This window comes from Rhizobium sp. SJZ105 (assembly GCF_007828365.1).
GTDB lineage: Bacteria > Pseudomonadota > Alphaproteobacteria > Rhizobiales > Rhizobiaceae > Agrobacterium > Agrobacterium tumefaciens.
The window spans coordinates 540,315-553,329 of record NZ_VIUP01000003.1 but is presented as its reverse complement, the minus strand read 5'-3'; the positions used below and the strand labels follow the sequence as shown (position 1 = coordinate 553,329).

The 13,015-nt window shown below is 58.7% G+C and carries 16 protein-coding genes; 7 read left to right on the top strand and 9 right to left on the bottom strand.

Going from position 1 to position 13,015, the window contains the following annotated elements:
• Positions 1 to 69: 69 nt before the first annotated feature.
• Positions 70 to 825, bottom strand: a complete 756-nt coding sequence (locus tag FB593_RS14725) for a pyridoxine 5'-phosphate synthase (RefSeq protein WP_003513071.1) — start codon at positions 823 to 825, stop codon at positions 70 to 72.
• A 233-nt stretch (positions 826 to 1,058) separates the two neighbouring features.
• On the opposite strand from FB593_RS14725, the gene FB593_RS14720 reads away from it, so the two are divergent.
• On the top strand, positions 1,059 to 1,754 hold the full coding sequence (locus tag FB593_RS14720; RefSeq protein ID WP_003513073.1) for a MerR family transcriptional regulator: 696 nt from the start codon (positions 1,059 to 1,061) through the stop codon (positions 1,752 to 1,754).
• Between the two features lie 107 nt (positions 1,755 to 1,861).
• On the opposite strand, the gene FB593_RS14715 is transcribed toward FB593_RS14720, so the two are convergent.
• Positions 1,862 to 2,989, bottom strand: a complete 1,128-nt coding sequence (locus tag FB593_RS14715; RefSeq protein WP_003513075.1) for an ATP-dependent DNA helicase — start codon at positions 2,987 to 2,989, stop codon at positions 1,862 to 1,864.
• A gap of 124 nt (positions 2,990 to 3,113) precedes the next feature.
• Between FB593_RS14715 and FB593_RS14710 the strand changes: the two genes are divergently transcribed.
• Entirely contained in the window at positions 3,114 to 4,400 is a 1,287-nt protein-coding gene (locus FB593_RS14710; RefSeq protein WP_186447922.1) for an SDR family oxidoreductase, read from the top strand.
• Positions 4,400 to 4,882, top strand: a complete 483-nt coding sequence (locus FB593_RS14705; RefSeq protein ID WP_065702377.1) for a DUF2269 family protein — start codon at positions 4,400 to 4,402, stop codon at positions 4,880 to 4,882. Before FB593_RS14710 ends, FB593_RS14705 begins: the two co-directional genes overlap by 1 nt.
• Positions 4,883 to 4,888: 6 nt before the next feature.
• On the opposite strand, the gene FB593_RS14700 is transcribed toward FB593_RS14705, so the two are convergent.
• Together FB593_RS14700 and FB593_RS14695 are read right to left on the bottom strand one after the other, a co-directional pair.
• Positions 4,889 to 5,371: an SRPBCC family protein gene (locus tag FB593_RS14700; protein WP_111798721.1), complete on the bottom strand. Its 483-nt coding sequence runs from the start codon at positions 5,369 to 5,371 to the stop codon at positions 4,889 to 4,891.
• Entirely contained in the window at positions 5,368 to 5,727 is a 360-nt protein-coding gene (locus FB593_RS14695) for an ArsR/SmtB family transcription factor (RefSeq protein WP_025593992.1), read from the bottom strand. The genes FB593_RS14700 and FB593_RS14695 overlap by 4 nt, the downstream gene beginning before the upstream one ends.
• A gap of 133 nt (positions 5,728 to 5,860) precedes the next feature.
• On the opposite strand from FB593_RS14695, the gene FB593_RS14690 reads away from it, so the two are divergent.
• The 3 genes from FB593_RS14690 to FB593_RS14680 are packed head-to-tail and all read left to right on the top strand — an operon-like array spanning position 5,861 to position 7,567.
• Positions 5,861 to 6,241, top strand: coding sequence for a hypothetical protein (locus FB593_RS14690; RefSeq protein ID WP_075807749.1), 381 nt, complete (start codon positions 5,861 to 5,863; stop codon positions 6,239 to 6,241).
• Positions 6,225 to 6,782, top strand: a complete 558-nt coding sequence (locus FB593_RS14685) for an RNA polymerase sigma factor (protein WP_013636468.1) — start codon at positions 6,225 to 6,227, stop codon at positions 6,780 to 6,782. The genes FB593_RS14690 and FB593_RS14685 overlap by 17 nt, the downstream gene beginning before the upstream one ends.
• Positions 6,779 to 7,567, top strand: a complete 789-nt coding sequence (locus tag FB593_RS14680; RefSeq protein ID WP_013636469.1) for an anti-sigma factor family protein — start codon at positions 6,779 to 6,781, stop codon at positions 7,565 to 7,567. Before FB593_RS14685 ends, FB593_RS14680 begins: the two co-directional genes overlap by 4 nt.
• Positions 7,568 to 7,629: 62 nt before the next feature.
• Here FB593_RS14680 and FB593_RS14675 read toward each other — a convergent pair whose 3' ends face one another.
• The gene (locus tag FB593_RS14675; RefSeq protein ID WP_013636470.1) at positions 7,630 to 8,223 is read right to left on the bottom strand and encodes a LysE family translocator; all 594 of its coding nucleotides are present in this window, start codon (positions 8,221 to 8,223) and stop codon (positions 7,630 to 7,632) included.
• 162 nt (positions 8,224 to 8,385) lie between these two features.
• On the opposite strand from FB593_RS14675, the gene FB593_RS14670 reads away from it, so the two are divergent.
• Positions 8,386 to 9,231 (top strand): aldo/keto reductase, encoded by an 846-nt coding sequence (locus tag FB593_RS14670; protein WP_013636471.1) that lies wholly within the window; start codon positions 8,386 to 8,388, stop codon positions 9,229 to 9,231.
• A 154-nt stretch (positions 9,232 to 9,385) separates the two neighbouring features.
• Here FB593_RS14670 and FB593_RS14665 read toward each other — a convergent pair whose 3' ends face one another.
• From FB593_RS14665 to FB593_RS14650, 4 genes are all read right to left on the bottom strand, one after another.
• Positions 9,386 to 9,916: an SRPBCC family protein gene (locus FB593_RS14665; protein ID WP_112290548.1), complete on the bottom strand. Its 531-nt coding sequence runs from the start codon at positions 9,914 to 9,916 to the stop codon at positions 9,386 to 9,388.
• Positions 9,909 to 10,277: an ArsR/SmtB family transcription factor gene (locus FB593_RS14660; RefSeq protein ID WP_003513097.1), complete on the bottom strand. Its 369-nt coding sequence runs from the start codon at positions 10,275 to 10,277 to the stop codon at positions 9,909 to 9,911. Before FB593_RS14660 ends, FB593_RS14665 begins: the two co-directional genes overlap by 8 nt.
• 132 nt (positions 10,278 to 10,409) lie before the next feature.
• Positions 10,410 to 10,982: an acetolactate synthase small subunit gene (gene ilvN, locus FB593_RS14655; protein WP_003513099.1), complete on the bottom strand. Its 573-nt coding sequence runs from the start codon at positions 10,980 to 10,982 to the stop codon at positions 10,410 to 10,412.
• A gap of 19 nt (positions 10,983 to 11,001) precedes the next feature.
• Complete coding sequence (locus tag FB593_RS14650; RefSeq protein ID WP_013636474.1) at positions 11,002 to 12,795, bottom strand: acetolactate synthase 3 large subunit; 1,794 nt, start codon at positions 12,793 to 12,795, stop codon at positions 11,002 to 11,004.
• Between the last annotated feature and the right edge of the window lie 220 nt (positions 12,796 to 13,015).

Genomic DNA, 13,015 nt, shown 5'->3' with positions numbered 1-13,015 from the left:
GTCTCTGCCTTTAAAAGCTCGCGCACGGAGCATGCGCAAGCAGATTATAGGCAAAAAAAATGACTTTGGTTATGAAATAGCCTGACCGCAGGCGCGACAAAAACGCCGGACTGTTTCAGCCATACCATATTCCAGCGCATCCGCCGTCAACCCGTGACCGATGGAGACCTCTGCGAGATAAGGTATGCGTTTCATAAGCTTGGGCAGGTTTGCTACAGTCAGGTCGTGCCCGGCATTGACGGCAAGCCCGAGCGCTGCGGCGTAATCCGCCGTCTGTCCGAGTTTTTCCAGAAGCGCGTCACCCTTTTGCGGATCGTCAAAACAGCCGCCATAGGGACCGGTATAGAGCTCGATGCGGGCAGCACCCGTCTCAGCCGCCAGCTCCACCGCTTCGCGCTCGCCGTCACCATCGGCAAAAAGCGAAACCCGCATACCGCCAGCCTTAAGGCGCCCAACGGCTTCTCTCAGGAAAACCGCGTGCTTGCGGAAATCCCAGCCATGGTCTGATGTCGCCTGCGACGGATCGTCGGGCACCAGCGTCACCTGCTCAGGCTGGGTCTGTTCGCACAGAACGAGAAAATCCTCGGTCGGATAACCTTCGATGTTGAATTCCGCGCTTGGGAAACTGTCATCGATGAGCGCACGCAGCACCGGCAAGTCCGAAAAGCGGATATGGCGCTGGTCCGGCCGAGGGTGTACAGTCAGCCCGCTAGCACCCGCAGCGAGTGCAATATGCCCGAAATGCGCGACATCCGGCCATGGGAGATCGCGACGGTTGCGCAGCATGGCAATTGCGTTCAGATTGACGGAAAGTTTTGCGGGCATGACATCGAGGCTCCGGTTCGGAATTGACATCCTGTTTCACGCAGGTTGACGCCGACCGCAAGGAGGCCGATAAAATTTTTTAAGGATACGGGAACGAAAGCAGGCAATACAGGTTACGGTTCTCATGCAGCATCGGCAAAATGTCTTGATCAGAAGACAGGTCTGCGGTGGGGAACAAGTAACGAATGCCATAAAAAGCAGGCACACTGTCAAAACGCGCGAAGGGGGAAACGATGCAGAATGGCAGGATGCCGTTTGAACACGGCGACGAGGACAAACCCAATCTAAGGATCAGCAGCTTTTTACCGGATATAAGCCTGCCCTCCTCCCTGCCCGCCGAACCGGTTCCCATCGCCGACATGGCCAACATTTTCGGCGTAACGCACCGGACCCTGCATTTCTACGAAGAAAAGGCGCTGCTGACCTCGAAACGCATTGGCCAGATGCGGGTTTATTCCCACCGCAACGTGCAACGCATGGCGGTGATAAATGTCTGTCGCGAAGTCGGCATTTCCGTCGCAGCCATTACAGACATCATGGAAAAACTTGCCCGCTCTCTCTCGCAGGAAGAAGCGGACGAGATATTCCACTCCGCGCTGCGGCAGCGAAAAAGAGAACTGACCGCGGAACGCTCCACGCTTCAGCGCCAGGCCCAGCAGATCGAGGAACTGCTCGCCACCGATAACGATACTGATGGCCTCGACGCCGCTGAGCGGGGACCGGGCAAGGATATCGCGCTGACAGACAACGAGCGAAAATGCCTGGAACTGATGGCGGAGGGGTACGCCCCGGTAAGGCTCGCGCGCGCTCTCGGCCTTTCAGGTAACGACCTCAACGAACTGGAGGCGAAGATTATCGGCAAGTTCAGTGCCAGCAACCGCTTTCAGGCGGTTGCCAAAGCGGTTCTGCTCGGTGTCATCCGCGCCTGACAAAGCATTTCCACGAAAACTGCACAGCGGTTTTCCGTCCGGACAATGCGCAGACAAAAGAATTGGAGCATTGAAGGTGTACCGCTATTCACCGGAAATGCTCTATCTCAGCGAACGATTGTGAGTGTTTCTGCGGCGCGGGTGATGGCGGTGTAAAGCCACCGTTCGCGCGAATCGCGGAAGGCATAGCTCTCGTCAAAGAGAACCACATTGTTCCACTGCGAACCCTGCGCCTTGTGCACGGTCAGCGCATAGCCGAAATCGAACTCGTCATAACGCTTGCGGGTGGTCCACGGAATTTCCGTTTCCACATCCTCGAAAGCCGCCTTCAGCAATTTGATCTTGGCCGCGCCGCGATCCATGTCGTCGTCTTCAGGCCGGATCATCAGGTTGATGCCGGGTTTCACCGTCTCGCGCGACGAACTCATGACCTGCCAGAGAGAGCCGTTCAGCAGGCCCTTGGCCGGATCGTTCCTCAAGCAAACCAGCTTGTCGCCGGATTGCGGATAATCGGCCGTAAATCCCTTCAGCTCGCGAAGCCGCTGGTTATAACGACGGCGCGTGCGATTTGTGCCGACGAGCACCTGATCGGCATCGAGCACGAGCGACTGTGTCACCTCAGACTTGGAAATCACCTGCGCGGCACCGTAATCGCCACGCATGATCTCGCGGCCTTCCCGCACATCCATGGCAAGGTGTATGATGGGATTGTCCTTGGCCTGCCGATGAATTTCGGAGAGCAGGTAATCAGGCTCCTGCTCCGTGAAGAAGCCACCGCCTGAAACCGGCGGCAACTGCCCGGGATCGCCGAGCACGAGAATCGGCGTGCCGAAGCTCATCAGATCCTTGCCGAGCTGCTCATCCACCATCGAACATTCATCGATGATGATGAGTGCCGCCTTGGCGAGCGGGCTCTGGCGGTTGATGGAAAACATCGGTGCGACCGAGGTCTTGCCGGTTTCCTCGTCTTCCACGGTCTCTTCGCCGCGCGGGCGGTAGATCAGCGAATGGATGGTGCGGGCATTGGTCGCCCCGCGCGAGCGCAGCACCTGCGCCGCCTTGCCGGTGAAGGCCGCAAACAGCACTTCGCCATCGACATTTTCCGCGAAATGTTTGGCAAGCGTTGTCTTTCCGGTTCCGGCATAACCGAACAACCGAAAAACCGGCGTCCGGCCTTCCTTCAGCCAGCGGGAAACAGCCTTGAGCGCTTCGTCCTGTTGCGGTGAAAATAACATGCGCCCTCATCGCAGGATTCGAGCTCCGTGCGCAACAGAAAAAGAACGAAAGATGAATCACACCATCAGAATGCGGCAATAAAACACGGCTGGTTTTTAAACCATGGCGGGTATCATGCCGCGTATGAAGATATTGATTCTGGGCGCAACGGGTTTCATCGGTTCCGAAGTGATCCGCAGCCTTCACGGCAAAGGTCACACCGTTACTGGGCTGGCTCGCACCATTGCGCGAGCTAAAGATAAATGGCCTTTCGCCAGCTGGGTTCCGGCCGATCTCTCGCTTATGACCAGTGCAGCCAACTGGGCGGCACTCGTTAGCGACCATGACGCCATCGTCAATTGCGCAGGTGCGCTTCAGGACGGCCTGTCGGATGATCTTGCCGCGACGCAGGAAAAGGCGACGCTGGCGCTCTACCAGGCAGCGGTAAATGCGGGTGGCAAGCTGGTGATCCAGATATCGGCTCGCACTTCCGGAGCCGCTTCCCAACTGCCCTTCCTCGCCACCAAACGCCGCGCCGATGTGGCACTTGCCGCAAGCGGTCTGCGCTTTGTCATTCTCCGCCCCGCACTGGTTGTCGGCCGCAACGCCCATGGCGGCACAGCACTCGTGCGCGCGCTTGCAAGCTTCCCTTTCGCTGTGCCGCTCGTAAACGGCAAGATGCCTGTACAGACCGTCGCAGTCGAAGATGTCGCGTTGGCAGTCAGCGCGGCAATAGATGGCGAAATCCCGTCAGGTAGCGATATCGAGCTGGCAGCAAACGAAACGCTGAAATTGCAAGGCGTGGTCGCTGCGCACCGGCAATGGCTCGGCCTCACCCCTGCTCCCGCGCTAAATCTTCCGGCTGCCTTCATGCGCCCCGTCGCCCTCACGGCGGATATTGCGGGAAAGCTCGGCTGGCGGTCGCCGTTGCGCTCAACCGCCATGATGGTGATGTCGGAAGGTATCGTGACGGAGAACAGCGCGCCAAAAGCGACGACGTCGCTCAAGAGCTTGAGGGACACGCTGGCAGCTCACCCTTCCGGCGTGCAGGACCTGTGGTTTGCCAGATCATATCTGCTCAAACCCGTCCTCATTCTCTGCCTGTCGCTGTTCTGGTTATTGTCCGGCCTCGTACCGCTGCTTGATATCGACAGCTCGGCGGCGCATTTCCTGCCCTTCATGCCGCAAGTGCCGGCCGTCACCCTCACACTCGCCACCTGCCTCATCGATATCGCCCTGGGTGTCACCGTCCTGATAAGACCACTTGCCAGAAAAGCGCTCGTCGCCATGCTCTTGGTCACCGCCGCCTATCTGACTGGTGGCAGTCTGCTGGAGCCGGGTCTGTGGCTCGATCCGCTCGGCCCCCTCGTCAAGGTCCTGCCCTCCATCGCCCTTACACTTGTCGCCCTTGCCACATTGGATGAACGCTGATGACACCTGAAGACCTTCTGCGGCTCGCCCATGTCATCGGCGCAACCGTGCTGTTCGGCACCGGGGCTGGCATAGCGTTTTTCATGGTGATGGCGCGGCGGACGGCAAACCCAGCGCTGATCGCCCATGTTTCGGGCACGGTCGTCATCGCCGACACCATCTTCACCGCCACGGCGGCGATCATCCAGCCGGTCACCGGCTACTTCCTCGCCCGCATCATCGGCTGGCCGCTGAGCGAAGGCTGGATCGCCCTTTCGCTCTGCCTTTATGTCTTCACCGGCATTTTCTGGCTGCCGGTGGTGTGGATCCAGATCAAGCTACGCGATATCGCCCGCGATTGCGCCGCAACCGGAGAGGCCCTGCCGCAGCAATGGTTCCGTCTCTACCGCATCTGGTTTGCCTGCGGTTTTCCGGCTTTCTTCGCGGTTCTCGGCATCATCTGGCTGATGCTGACCAAGCCGGATATTGCCCTGTTCGGTTGATGCGCCTCAATTGATCGCCTGTCTTTCGACAAGCTGCGCAAGTTGTTCGGCAACCGTGTTCCAGCCGTCGAAAAAGCCCATCTCCGCGTGCCTGTCGCGATCTTCAGGGTTTCTGTGCATGGCATAGGCCACATATTCCATGCCTTCGGGATGGTCGCGAAACGTCATGACGGCGGTGAGGAATGGGCGGGCGGACGGGCGAAAGCCTGCCGTCAACGCGTCGGTGAAGATCAGCCGCTCCTCATGATCCACCGCCAGGAAACATCCGCTTATGTGATCGCCAAATGCCTTACCGTCTTCGCTGTAGCGGGTCTCGAAAGCGCCGCCGGGGAAAAGCTCCATTTTCTCGACACGGCATTTGCCGGGATGCGGCACCCACCACTGTTCGAGGCTGTTTTTGTCGACCCAGGCGTTCCAGACCAGCTGGCGCGGCGCCCTGATGATCCTTGAAATCTTCAGATCGAGATCGGGATTGAAAGTGTCGGTCATTTGTCATTCTCCCCTTTATCGGAGGTCCTGTCCTGTTGCGCCATGACGAACTGTTCAAGCCGGTCCGTCCGGCCTTCCCAGATGGCATGCTGTTGCGAAAGCCAGCCCTCGATCATTGAAAACCGTTGTTTCTCCAGCGAGCAGAACCGCACCCGGCCCTGCTTGCGCGTCACGATCAACCCCGCTCCTTCCAGCTGGCGGATATGTTTCATGAACGACGGCAGGGCCATGGCGAAAGGTTCGGCAAGCGTGCCGACGCTCGCATCCCCGCTGCCCAACCGCAAAAGCACGGCCCGTCGTGTCGGATCGGCAAGGGACTGGAAGATATCGTCAAGTGGCACTGAATAGTTATCCATAAGACTAACTATCACGGCGAAACACTTAGCTCAACGGATAAGTTTAAAAATCGCACCGGCGGAGGGAATAAAGCAGTGACCTGCGGTGTCTTTTGATGTGCTGGCGGCAGAAGCCGCCCGAACCAAGGAGGATATGTCCATGAAAATCCGCTTTATCGTTCCCGCCCTCGTTTTGGCATTTGCCGGAACGGCCTATGCGGCACCCGCGGTCGAAACGGTCAAGACCGCCAAAGGCAATGTGCTCGCGGGCGAAAAAGGCATGACGCTCTACACTTTCAAGAACGACAAGAAGGGCGTATCCAATTGTTATGACAAGTGCGCCACCAACTGGCCGCCGTTCTTCGCGGCTACTGGCGACAAGGCCGAAGGCGCCTATTCTCTCGTGACGCGCAAGGACGGCAAGATGCAGTGGGCAAAGGACGGCATGCCGCTCTACTACTGGGCCAAGGACATGAAAAAAGGCGATGCAACCGGCGACGGTATGAACGGTGTATGGGATGCCGCAAAACCATGATGGCATGAATGGCAATACGCGGGGGAGCCTCTCCCCCGCAGCCGGCTCCTTCGAGGCGGAGATGCTGGCGCTGATACCCATGCTGCGGCGTTATTCTCGCAGCCTTTCCCGCTCCGACGCCGATGGCGAGGACCTATTGCAGGACTGCGTGGAAAAGGCGCTGACCAACAAGAGGCAATGGCACGGAACGGCTTTGAAATCATGGGCTTACGCGATAATGACGAATCTTTATCGCAACCGCCACCGCGCCGCGAAACGTCACCCGTCCGAAAGTCTCGACGGCCATGAAAGCCTGGCCGTTGCCGACACACTCGGCGACACGCTGGAAAACGATAGGCTGCACGTCGCGCTCGGGCTGCTTTCGCCAGAGATGCGGGCGGTGCTGATGCTGGTGACGGTGGAAGGCTACAGCTATCAGGAGGCAGCCGAGACATTGTCGATCCCCGTGGGTACCGTCATGTCCAGACTTTCCCGCGCCCGCGAAACCCTGCGCCAGCACCTGGCGGCGGACAATATCATTCCCCTGCGGAGACCACGATGAAAAGGCCCGATGCCATTACCGAAGACGATCTGCACGCGTATGTCGATGGGCTTTTGTCCGAAGACGACCGCGCGGCTGTCGAGGCCTGGCTGACCGAAAGGCCGCAGGAGCGGGAGCGTGTGGAAGACTGGAAAAAACAGGCTGAAACCCTGCGAGCCGCATTCGCCGCCTATGCCGCCGAACATCCGCACGACACCGCGATGCTTGCCGAAAGAAAACAGGCGCCCGCGTGGCGGCTGAAACCGGTTCTTCTGCGAACGGCAGCTGTGTTGCTGATCTTCGCGGCGGGTGCGGCAGCCGGCAGGCTTGTGCCGTCGCCGCTCGCCACGCCGCAGGACGTGGTTCTGGCGTCGTTGACGACTGACATTCCCGCGCAGGCGAAATCGGCCTATCTCATCTATGCAAGCGAGGTGCGCCACCCCGTTGAAGTTGGAGCCGAACAGCAGCAGCACCTTGCAACATGGCTCGGCAAAAGGCTCGGTTATCCCTTCGCCATCCCCGATCTTTCCAAGATCGGATATGATCTCGTCGGCGGGCGCCTGATCCCCGTCAGCGGCAAGCCAGGGGCGATGCTGATGTATCAGGACAAGACCGGCCGCCGGGTAACGGTGCTGGTCGGCCACAACGAGGAAAACCGCACCACCAGCTTCCGCATGGCGAGCGCCGATGGCGTCGAGACCTTTTACTGGATCGACAACGAACTGGGCTATGCCGTTTCTGCCGAGCTGACGCGCGCCGAGGTGCAGAAGATCGCCGAGGAATGTTACCGCCAGTTCCCTGCGTAGAATAACCTATACCCCCACCCCACATCCATGCGACAGGCACAGGGATGACGAAGGGAGAACACCTATTTCAACATCGGCCAGAGGCTGACGACGAGAAGGACGGCCATGGTGATGTTGAACCATTTGAGCCGCACGGGAACGGAAAGCCAGTCACGCAGGGCCGAACCGAAGCCCGCCCAGGTCGAAACGCTGGGAAGATTGACGGCGGCGAAAACCACGCCGACGATCAAAACGGTGACGAGATATTGCCGCTCATCCGTATAGGTCGCCATCGCGGTCACGGCCATTACCCAAGCCTTGGGATTGACCCACTGAAAGGCTGCGGCGGCAAGAAAGCTCATCGGCACCGATGCGGCAGCACCCTCGTTCAGGCTGCGGGACGTGCCGATCTTCCACGCGATCCAGACGAGATAAAGTCCGCCCGCGAATTTCAGCACGGTATAGAGCAAGGGCACAGAGTGCAGCAGCGCGCCAAGCCCAAATCCGACGCCGATCAGCAATGACAGGAACCCCGCCCCGATGCCCAGCATATGCGGGATCGTGCGGCGGAAACCGAAATTCACGCCGGAGGCAAAAAGCATCATATTGTTCGGGCCGGGCGTGATGGAGGTTGTGAAGGCAAACAGCACCAGCGCAACGAGGGTTTCGACAGTCATGATCTCTCCTGTGAAAAGACCCTATCCGCCGAACCACCATCAAACCAGTCCGATCAACCGATAGGCGTAGTCAAATTTTTTGATGGATCGATCCTTTCCATGCCGGGTTTGAGAAGTCGAAACAAAGGGCTATTCTCCGTCAACAACCGCTGGAGCGAACCGATGTATGACGACATTCCTTCCGTCACCCTGCCATCCGGAAAAGAGATACCAGCCCTTGGCCTCGGCACCTGGAACATGGGCGAGATGAGATCATCGGCTCCGCAGGAAGTCGAGAGCATTCGCAAGGCGATCGATCTCGGCATGACGCTGATCGACACGGCCGAAATGTATGCAGACGGCCGATCCGAAGAAGTGGTGGGCACGGCGATTGCCGGCCGGCGCGACGAGGTGTTTCTGGTCAGCAAGGTCTATCCCTGGAACGCCAGCGCCCGAGGCACGATTGAGGCCTGCGAGCGCAGCCTCGCAAGGCTTGGCACCGACCGCCTCGATCTCTATCTGCTGCATTGGCGTGGTGATCACCCGCTGGAAGAAACGGTGGCCGCTTTCGAAAAGCTGAAAAAAGCCGGCAAGATCGGCGACTGGGGCGTCTCGAATTTCGACACCGACGACATGGAGGAGCTTTTCGCTGTTCCCGACGGTAAGAATTGCGCCGCAAATCAGGTGCTCTACAATCTCTCCCGGCGCGGACCGGAATTTTCGCTTCTGCCCTGGTGTCAGTGGCACAGCGTGCCGCTGATGGCCTATTCACCAATCGAACAGGGGCGCATCCTCAACAACCACGAACTCATCCGCATCGCCAAGGCCTATCAGGCTACGCCTGCGCAACTGGCACTGGCCTTTCTTCTGGAAAGAGAAGGCGTCATCGCCATTCCAAAATCCGCCAGCGCCGCACGCGTGGAGGAGAACCGAGGTGCCACCGATCTCGAAATCACCGATGAGGACTGGGCCGCGCTGGATGCCGCCTTCCCTCCACCGACACGCAAGACGGCGCTGGAAATGCTGTGATTAAACAAAGCATTAAGATGTTTTTCGGAATCACGCACTCAAGCAATTGAATCGAAGTGTGAGCCCTGCGAACTGATGCTTTGGGCCGCAACATTTCAATTCAATAACGGCGCAGCGAACCGCGCCGTCAGTCTACCAGACAAGCTACACCCAGTTACGGTATGCGGCGCTCATATTCCTCTTTCAGCCCCAGCCAGCTATCCCAGAAAGGCCCCGGTTCCTTTTCCTGAAGACGGGCGGCGAGAATGTCGAGATGCGCATGCCAGCCAGCGCTGACATTGAGCTTGGTCGTGCGATCCGCAAGCCGGCGGTGAACCAGTGTCAGAAGCACTTCCTTACCCAGAGCCTGAAGCTCGATCGACACCTCTGCGCTCTCACCCCAGGTGAAGACGAGGCGGTGCGGCGCAACGACAGTGATGATGCGTGAGGTCATCCTGTTCTCTTCGGAAAAACCTTCCGGGCGGCTGCCCGGCGGGTCGGAAAGCTCGTCGTTGCGCCAGACGAGTTCAAATGGTGCGTCGGGCGCAAGCCGCATCTCGCCGGACGCCAGCCACCGGCGACGAAGTTCGCTCTGTGTCAGATAGGCCCAGACCCGCTCGATTGGTCCCGGCAGGAGCCGTTCTATCTTCAGCGTTGTAGGCTCGACGAGCCGGCCATAAGCGTCAGGCGTTGCAATATCAGCCATTGTCATTTCCTCCATCTGCAGGGGATTTTCCCTGATCATCCTCCCTGAGCATCTGCTCAAGAATATCGAGGCGGCTGTTCCAGAACTGCCGGTAGAAATCCAGCCATTCATGCGCCTCTGCCAACCGTTCCGGCGCAAGGCGGCAGACATGGGTACGCCCCCTCACCTCACGGCGAATAAGCCCGGCGTTTTCCAGCGCCTTGATGTGCTTGGATGCCGCAGCCAGCGATATGTCGAACGGCTCGGCCAGCTGGCTCACCGTTCGCTCGCCACGGGATAGATCGCGCAGCATCGTGCGCCGCGTCGCATCGCCAAGGGCATGAAAGACAGTGTCGAGATGTGGAACAGATAATTCAACCATGTTGTTGAATATAGGCCACCAGACTAAAAAGTCAACCATATGGTTGAATATCAATTCACCGGAGCGCAGCCCATAAAAAACCCGCGGCGAACCGCGGGCTTGGTATTACAAGGATATTCGAAAGGCGGAGGATCACATCCCCTGCGAACCGCGGTTCATGGCTGCAATACCCGTGCGGCAGATCTCGATCAGGCCGAGCGGTTTGATGATGGCCACGAACTGGTCGATCTTGGACGACTTGCCGGTGATTTCGAAGATGAAATGCTCGACTGTCGCGTCCACCACCTTGGCCTGAAACGCATCCGCAAGACGCAGCGTCTCGGCGCGGGCTTCACCCGAACCGGCGACCTTGATCAGCGCTACTTCACGCTCGATCGGCCGTTCCTGCCCGAGTTCGCGGGCGCGAACGGTGAGATCGAGCACCCGGTGCACAGGAACGATGCGTTCCAGCTGCGCCTTGATCTGCTCCAGCACGATCGGCGTGCCGCGCGTTACGATCGTGATGCGCGACAGATGCGCCTCATGCTCGGTTTCCGAAACCGTCAGGCTTTCGATGTTGTAACCCCGGCCGGAAAACAGGCCGATGACCCGGGCGAGAACGCCCGGCTCGTTGCTGACGAGAACCGACAGCGTGTGATTTTCGACGGCAGCCGTTTCCTTCTGGATGAAATAGGCGGAGCCGGTGGGTTGTAGGTGTGCGTTCATGTCCTTTTCCTCTCCCGGCTCAGACTAGCTGACGGCCCTTGGCATCAATGGCGTTGGCAACAGCTTCATCCGTCGCCTCATCCGGCAACAGCATCTCGTTATGGGCTTTACCAGATGGGATCATCGGGAAGCAATTGGCGAGATTGGCAACGCGGCAATCGAAGATGACCGGCCTGTTGACCGCAATCATCTCGGCGATCTTGTCGTCCAGTTCCTTCGGATCGTCGCAATACATGCCAACCGCGCCATAGGCTTCCGCCAGTTTGACGAAGTCAGGCATGGCTTCGGTATAGGAGTTGGACAGGCGGTTGCCGTGCAGCAACTGCTGCCATTGCCGCACCATGCCCATATACTGGTTGTTGAGGATGAAAATCTTCACCGGCAGACCGTACTGGATGGCGCAGGACATTTCCTGAATGCACATCTGGATCGAGGCATCACCGGCAATGTCGATAACCAGCGCTTCCGGATGCGCGACCTGCACGCCGATAGCTGCCGGCAGGCCGTATCCCATGGTACCGAGACCGCCCGAGGTCATCCAGTGGTTCGGCTCCTCGAAGCCGAAGAACTGCGCCGCCCACATCTGGTGCTGGCCAACTTCGGTGGTGATGAAGGTCTCGCGCCCCTTCGATGCCTCGTAAAGACGCTGCAATGCATATTGCGGCATGATGACATCGTTGGAATTCTTGTAGGCAAAGGAGTTGCGGGCGCGCCAGCGCTCGATCTGCAGCCACCAGTCCGCGGTCTGCGCTTTTTCCGGCTTCTTCGGCAAAGCGCGCCACAGGCGAACCATATCTTCCAGAACATGGCTGACGTCGCCAATGATCGGAACGTCGACGCGTACGGTCTTGTTGATCGAGGACGGATCGATATCGACGTGAATCTTCTTGGAATTCGGCGAAAACGCATTCAGGCGCCCGGTGATACGGTCGTCGAAACGCGCGCCGATGCAGACCAGCACGTCGCAATCATGCATTGTCATATTGGCTTCGTATGAACCGTGCATGCCCAGCATGCCGAGCCAGTTCTTGCCGGAAGCCGGATAGGCGCCGAGACCCATCAGCGTCGAGGTGATCGGGAAACCGGTCAGCTCTACCAGTTCGCGCAGCAGCCGTGTCGCTTCCGGGCCGGAGTTGATGACGCCACCACCGGTGTAGAAAACCGGCTTCTTTGCCTTAGACATCAATTCGATGGCCGCGTGAATGGCGTTGAGATCGCCCTGAACCTTCGGCTTGTAGCTCTTCTGCTGAATGGCGGCGGAAGGCGGCGTATAGGTGCCGGTGGCGAACTGGATGTCTTTCGGAATATCGACGACGACGGGGCCGGGACGACCAGTCTGTGCGATGCGGAAGGCCTCATGGATGATGCCCGCCAGTTCGTTGACGTCCTTTACCAGCCAGTTGTGCTTGGTGCAGGGGCGCGTAATGCCGACGGTATCGCATTCCTGAAATGCGTCGGAGCCGATCAGCGATGTCGGAACCTGGCCGGAGAGGCAGACGAGCGGAATGGAATCCATCAGCGCATCCTGCAGCGGGGTGACCGCATTGGTGGCGCCGGGACCGGAGGTAACGAGCATGACACCGACCTTGCCGGTGGAGCGGGCATAACCTTCGGCAGCATGGCCGGCACCCTGCTCGTGACGTACGAGAATATGCTGAATGTCTTCCTGCTGGAAAATCTCGTCGTAGATCGGAAGCACGGCACCACCGGGATAACCGAAGATGTGCTCGACGCCGTTGTCCTTCAGCGCCTTCAGAACAATCTCCGCACCTGTCATGCTATTGCTGTTTTCCGTATTATCCTTATCCGTCATTGCCTGTTTCCATCCCGCTTTGGCTTTGGATATCGAGGAGCCCGAGGGCCTGTTTGAAGACATAAAAAAAGGCCCCTAGAGGAGCCTCGTTCAGCGCATGGGTGCTTTCGCCGGATGGTTACACCATCCTGCCCATGCGCCGTCCCACCACGATAAGTACGTTAAGATTTTTCATGGGCCGGAGTGTTAGCCAGAAAAGCGCCAGTCGTCAACGCACATT

What these genes read in the sequence shown, in the direction of transcription:
- FB593_RS14725 (WP_003513071.1), bottom strand. Translation starts at nt 825, where the DNA reads ATGCCCGCAAAACTTTCCGTCAATCTGAACGCAATTGCCATGCTGCGC.
- FB593_RS14720 (WP_003513073.1), top strand. Translation starts at nt 1,059, where the DNA reads ATGCAGAATGGCAGGATGCCGTTTGAACACGGCGACGAGGACAAACCC.
- FB593_RS14715 (WP_003513075.1), bottom strand. Translation starts at nt 2,989, where the DNA reads ATGTTATTTTCACCGCAACAGGACGAAGCGCTCAAGGCTGTTTCCCGC.
- FB593_RS14710 (WP_186447922.1), top strand. Translation starts at nt 3,114, where the DNA reads ATGAAGATATTGATTCTGGGCGCAACGGGTTTCATCGGTTCCGAAGTG.
- FB593_RS14705 (WP_065702377.1), top strand. Translation starts at nt 4,400, where the DNA reads ATGACACCTGAAGACCTTCTGCGGCTCGCCCATGTCATCGGCGCAACC.
- FB593_RS14700 (WP_111798721.1), bottom strand. Translation starts at nt 5,371, where the DNA reads ATGACCGACACTTTCAATCCCGATCTCGATCTGAAGATTTCAAGGATC.
- FB593_RS14695 (WP_025593992.1), bottom strand. Translation starts at nt 5,727, where the DNA reads ATGGATAACTATTCAGTGCCACTTGACGATATCTTCCAGTCCCTTGCC.
- FB593_RS14690 (WP_075807749.1), top strand. Translation starts at nt 5,861, where the DNA reads ATGTCCATGAAAATCCGCTTTATCGTTCCCGCCCTCGTTTTGGCATTT.
- FB593_RS14685 (WP_013636468.1), top strand. Translation starts at nt 6,225, where the DNA reads ATGCCGCAAAACCATGATGGCATGAATGGCAATACGCGGGGGAGCCTC.
- FB593_RS14680 (WP_013636469.1), top strand. Translation starts at nt 6,779, where the DNA reads ATGAAAAGGCCCGATGCCATTACCGAAGACGATCTGCACGCGTATGTC.
- FB593_RS14675 (WP_013636470.1), bottom strand. Translation starts at nt 8,223, where the DNA reads ATGACTGTCGAAACCCTCGTTGCGCTGGTGCTGTTTGCCTTCACAACC.
- FB593_RS14670 (WP_013636471.1), top strand. Translation starts at nt 8,386, where the DNA reads ATGTATGACGACATTCCTTCCGTCACCCTGCCATCCGGAAAAGAGATA.
- FB593_RS14665 (WP_112290548.1), bottom strand. Translation starts at nt 9,916, where the DNA reads ATGGCTGATATTGCAACGCCTGACGCTTATGGCCGGCTCGTCGAGCCT.
- FB593_RS14660 (WP_003513097.1), bottom strand. Translation starts at nt 10,277, where the DNA reads ATGGTTGAATTATCTGTTCCACATCTCGACACTGTCTTTCATGCCCTT.
- ilvN (WP_003513099.1), bottom strand. Translation starts at nt 10,982, where the DNA reads ATGAACGCACACCTACAACCCACCGGCTCCGCCTATTTCATCCAGAAG.
- FB593_RS14650 (WP_013636474.1), bottom strand. Translation starts at nt 12,795, where the DNA reads ATGACGGATAAGGATAATACGGAAAACAGCAATAGCATGACAGGTGCG.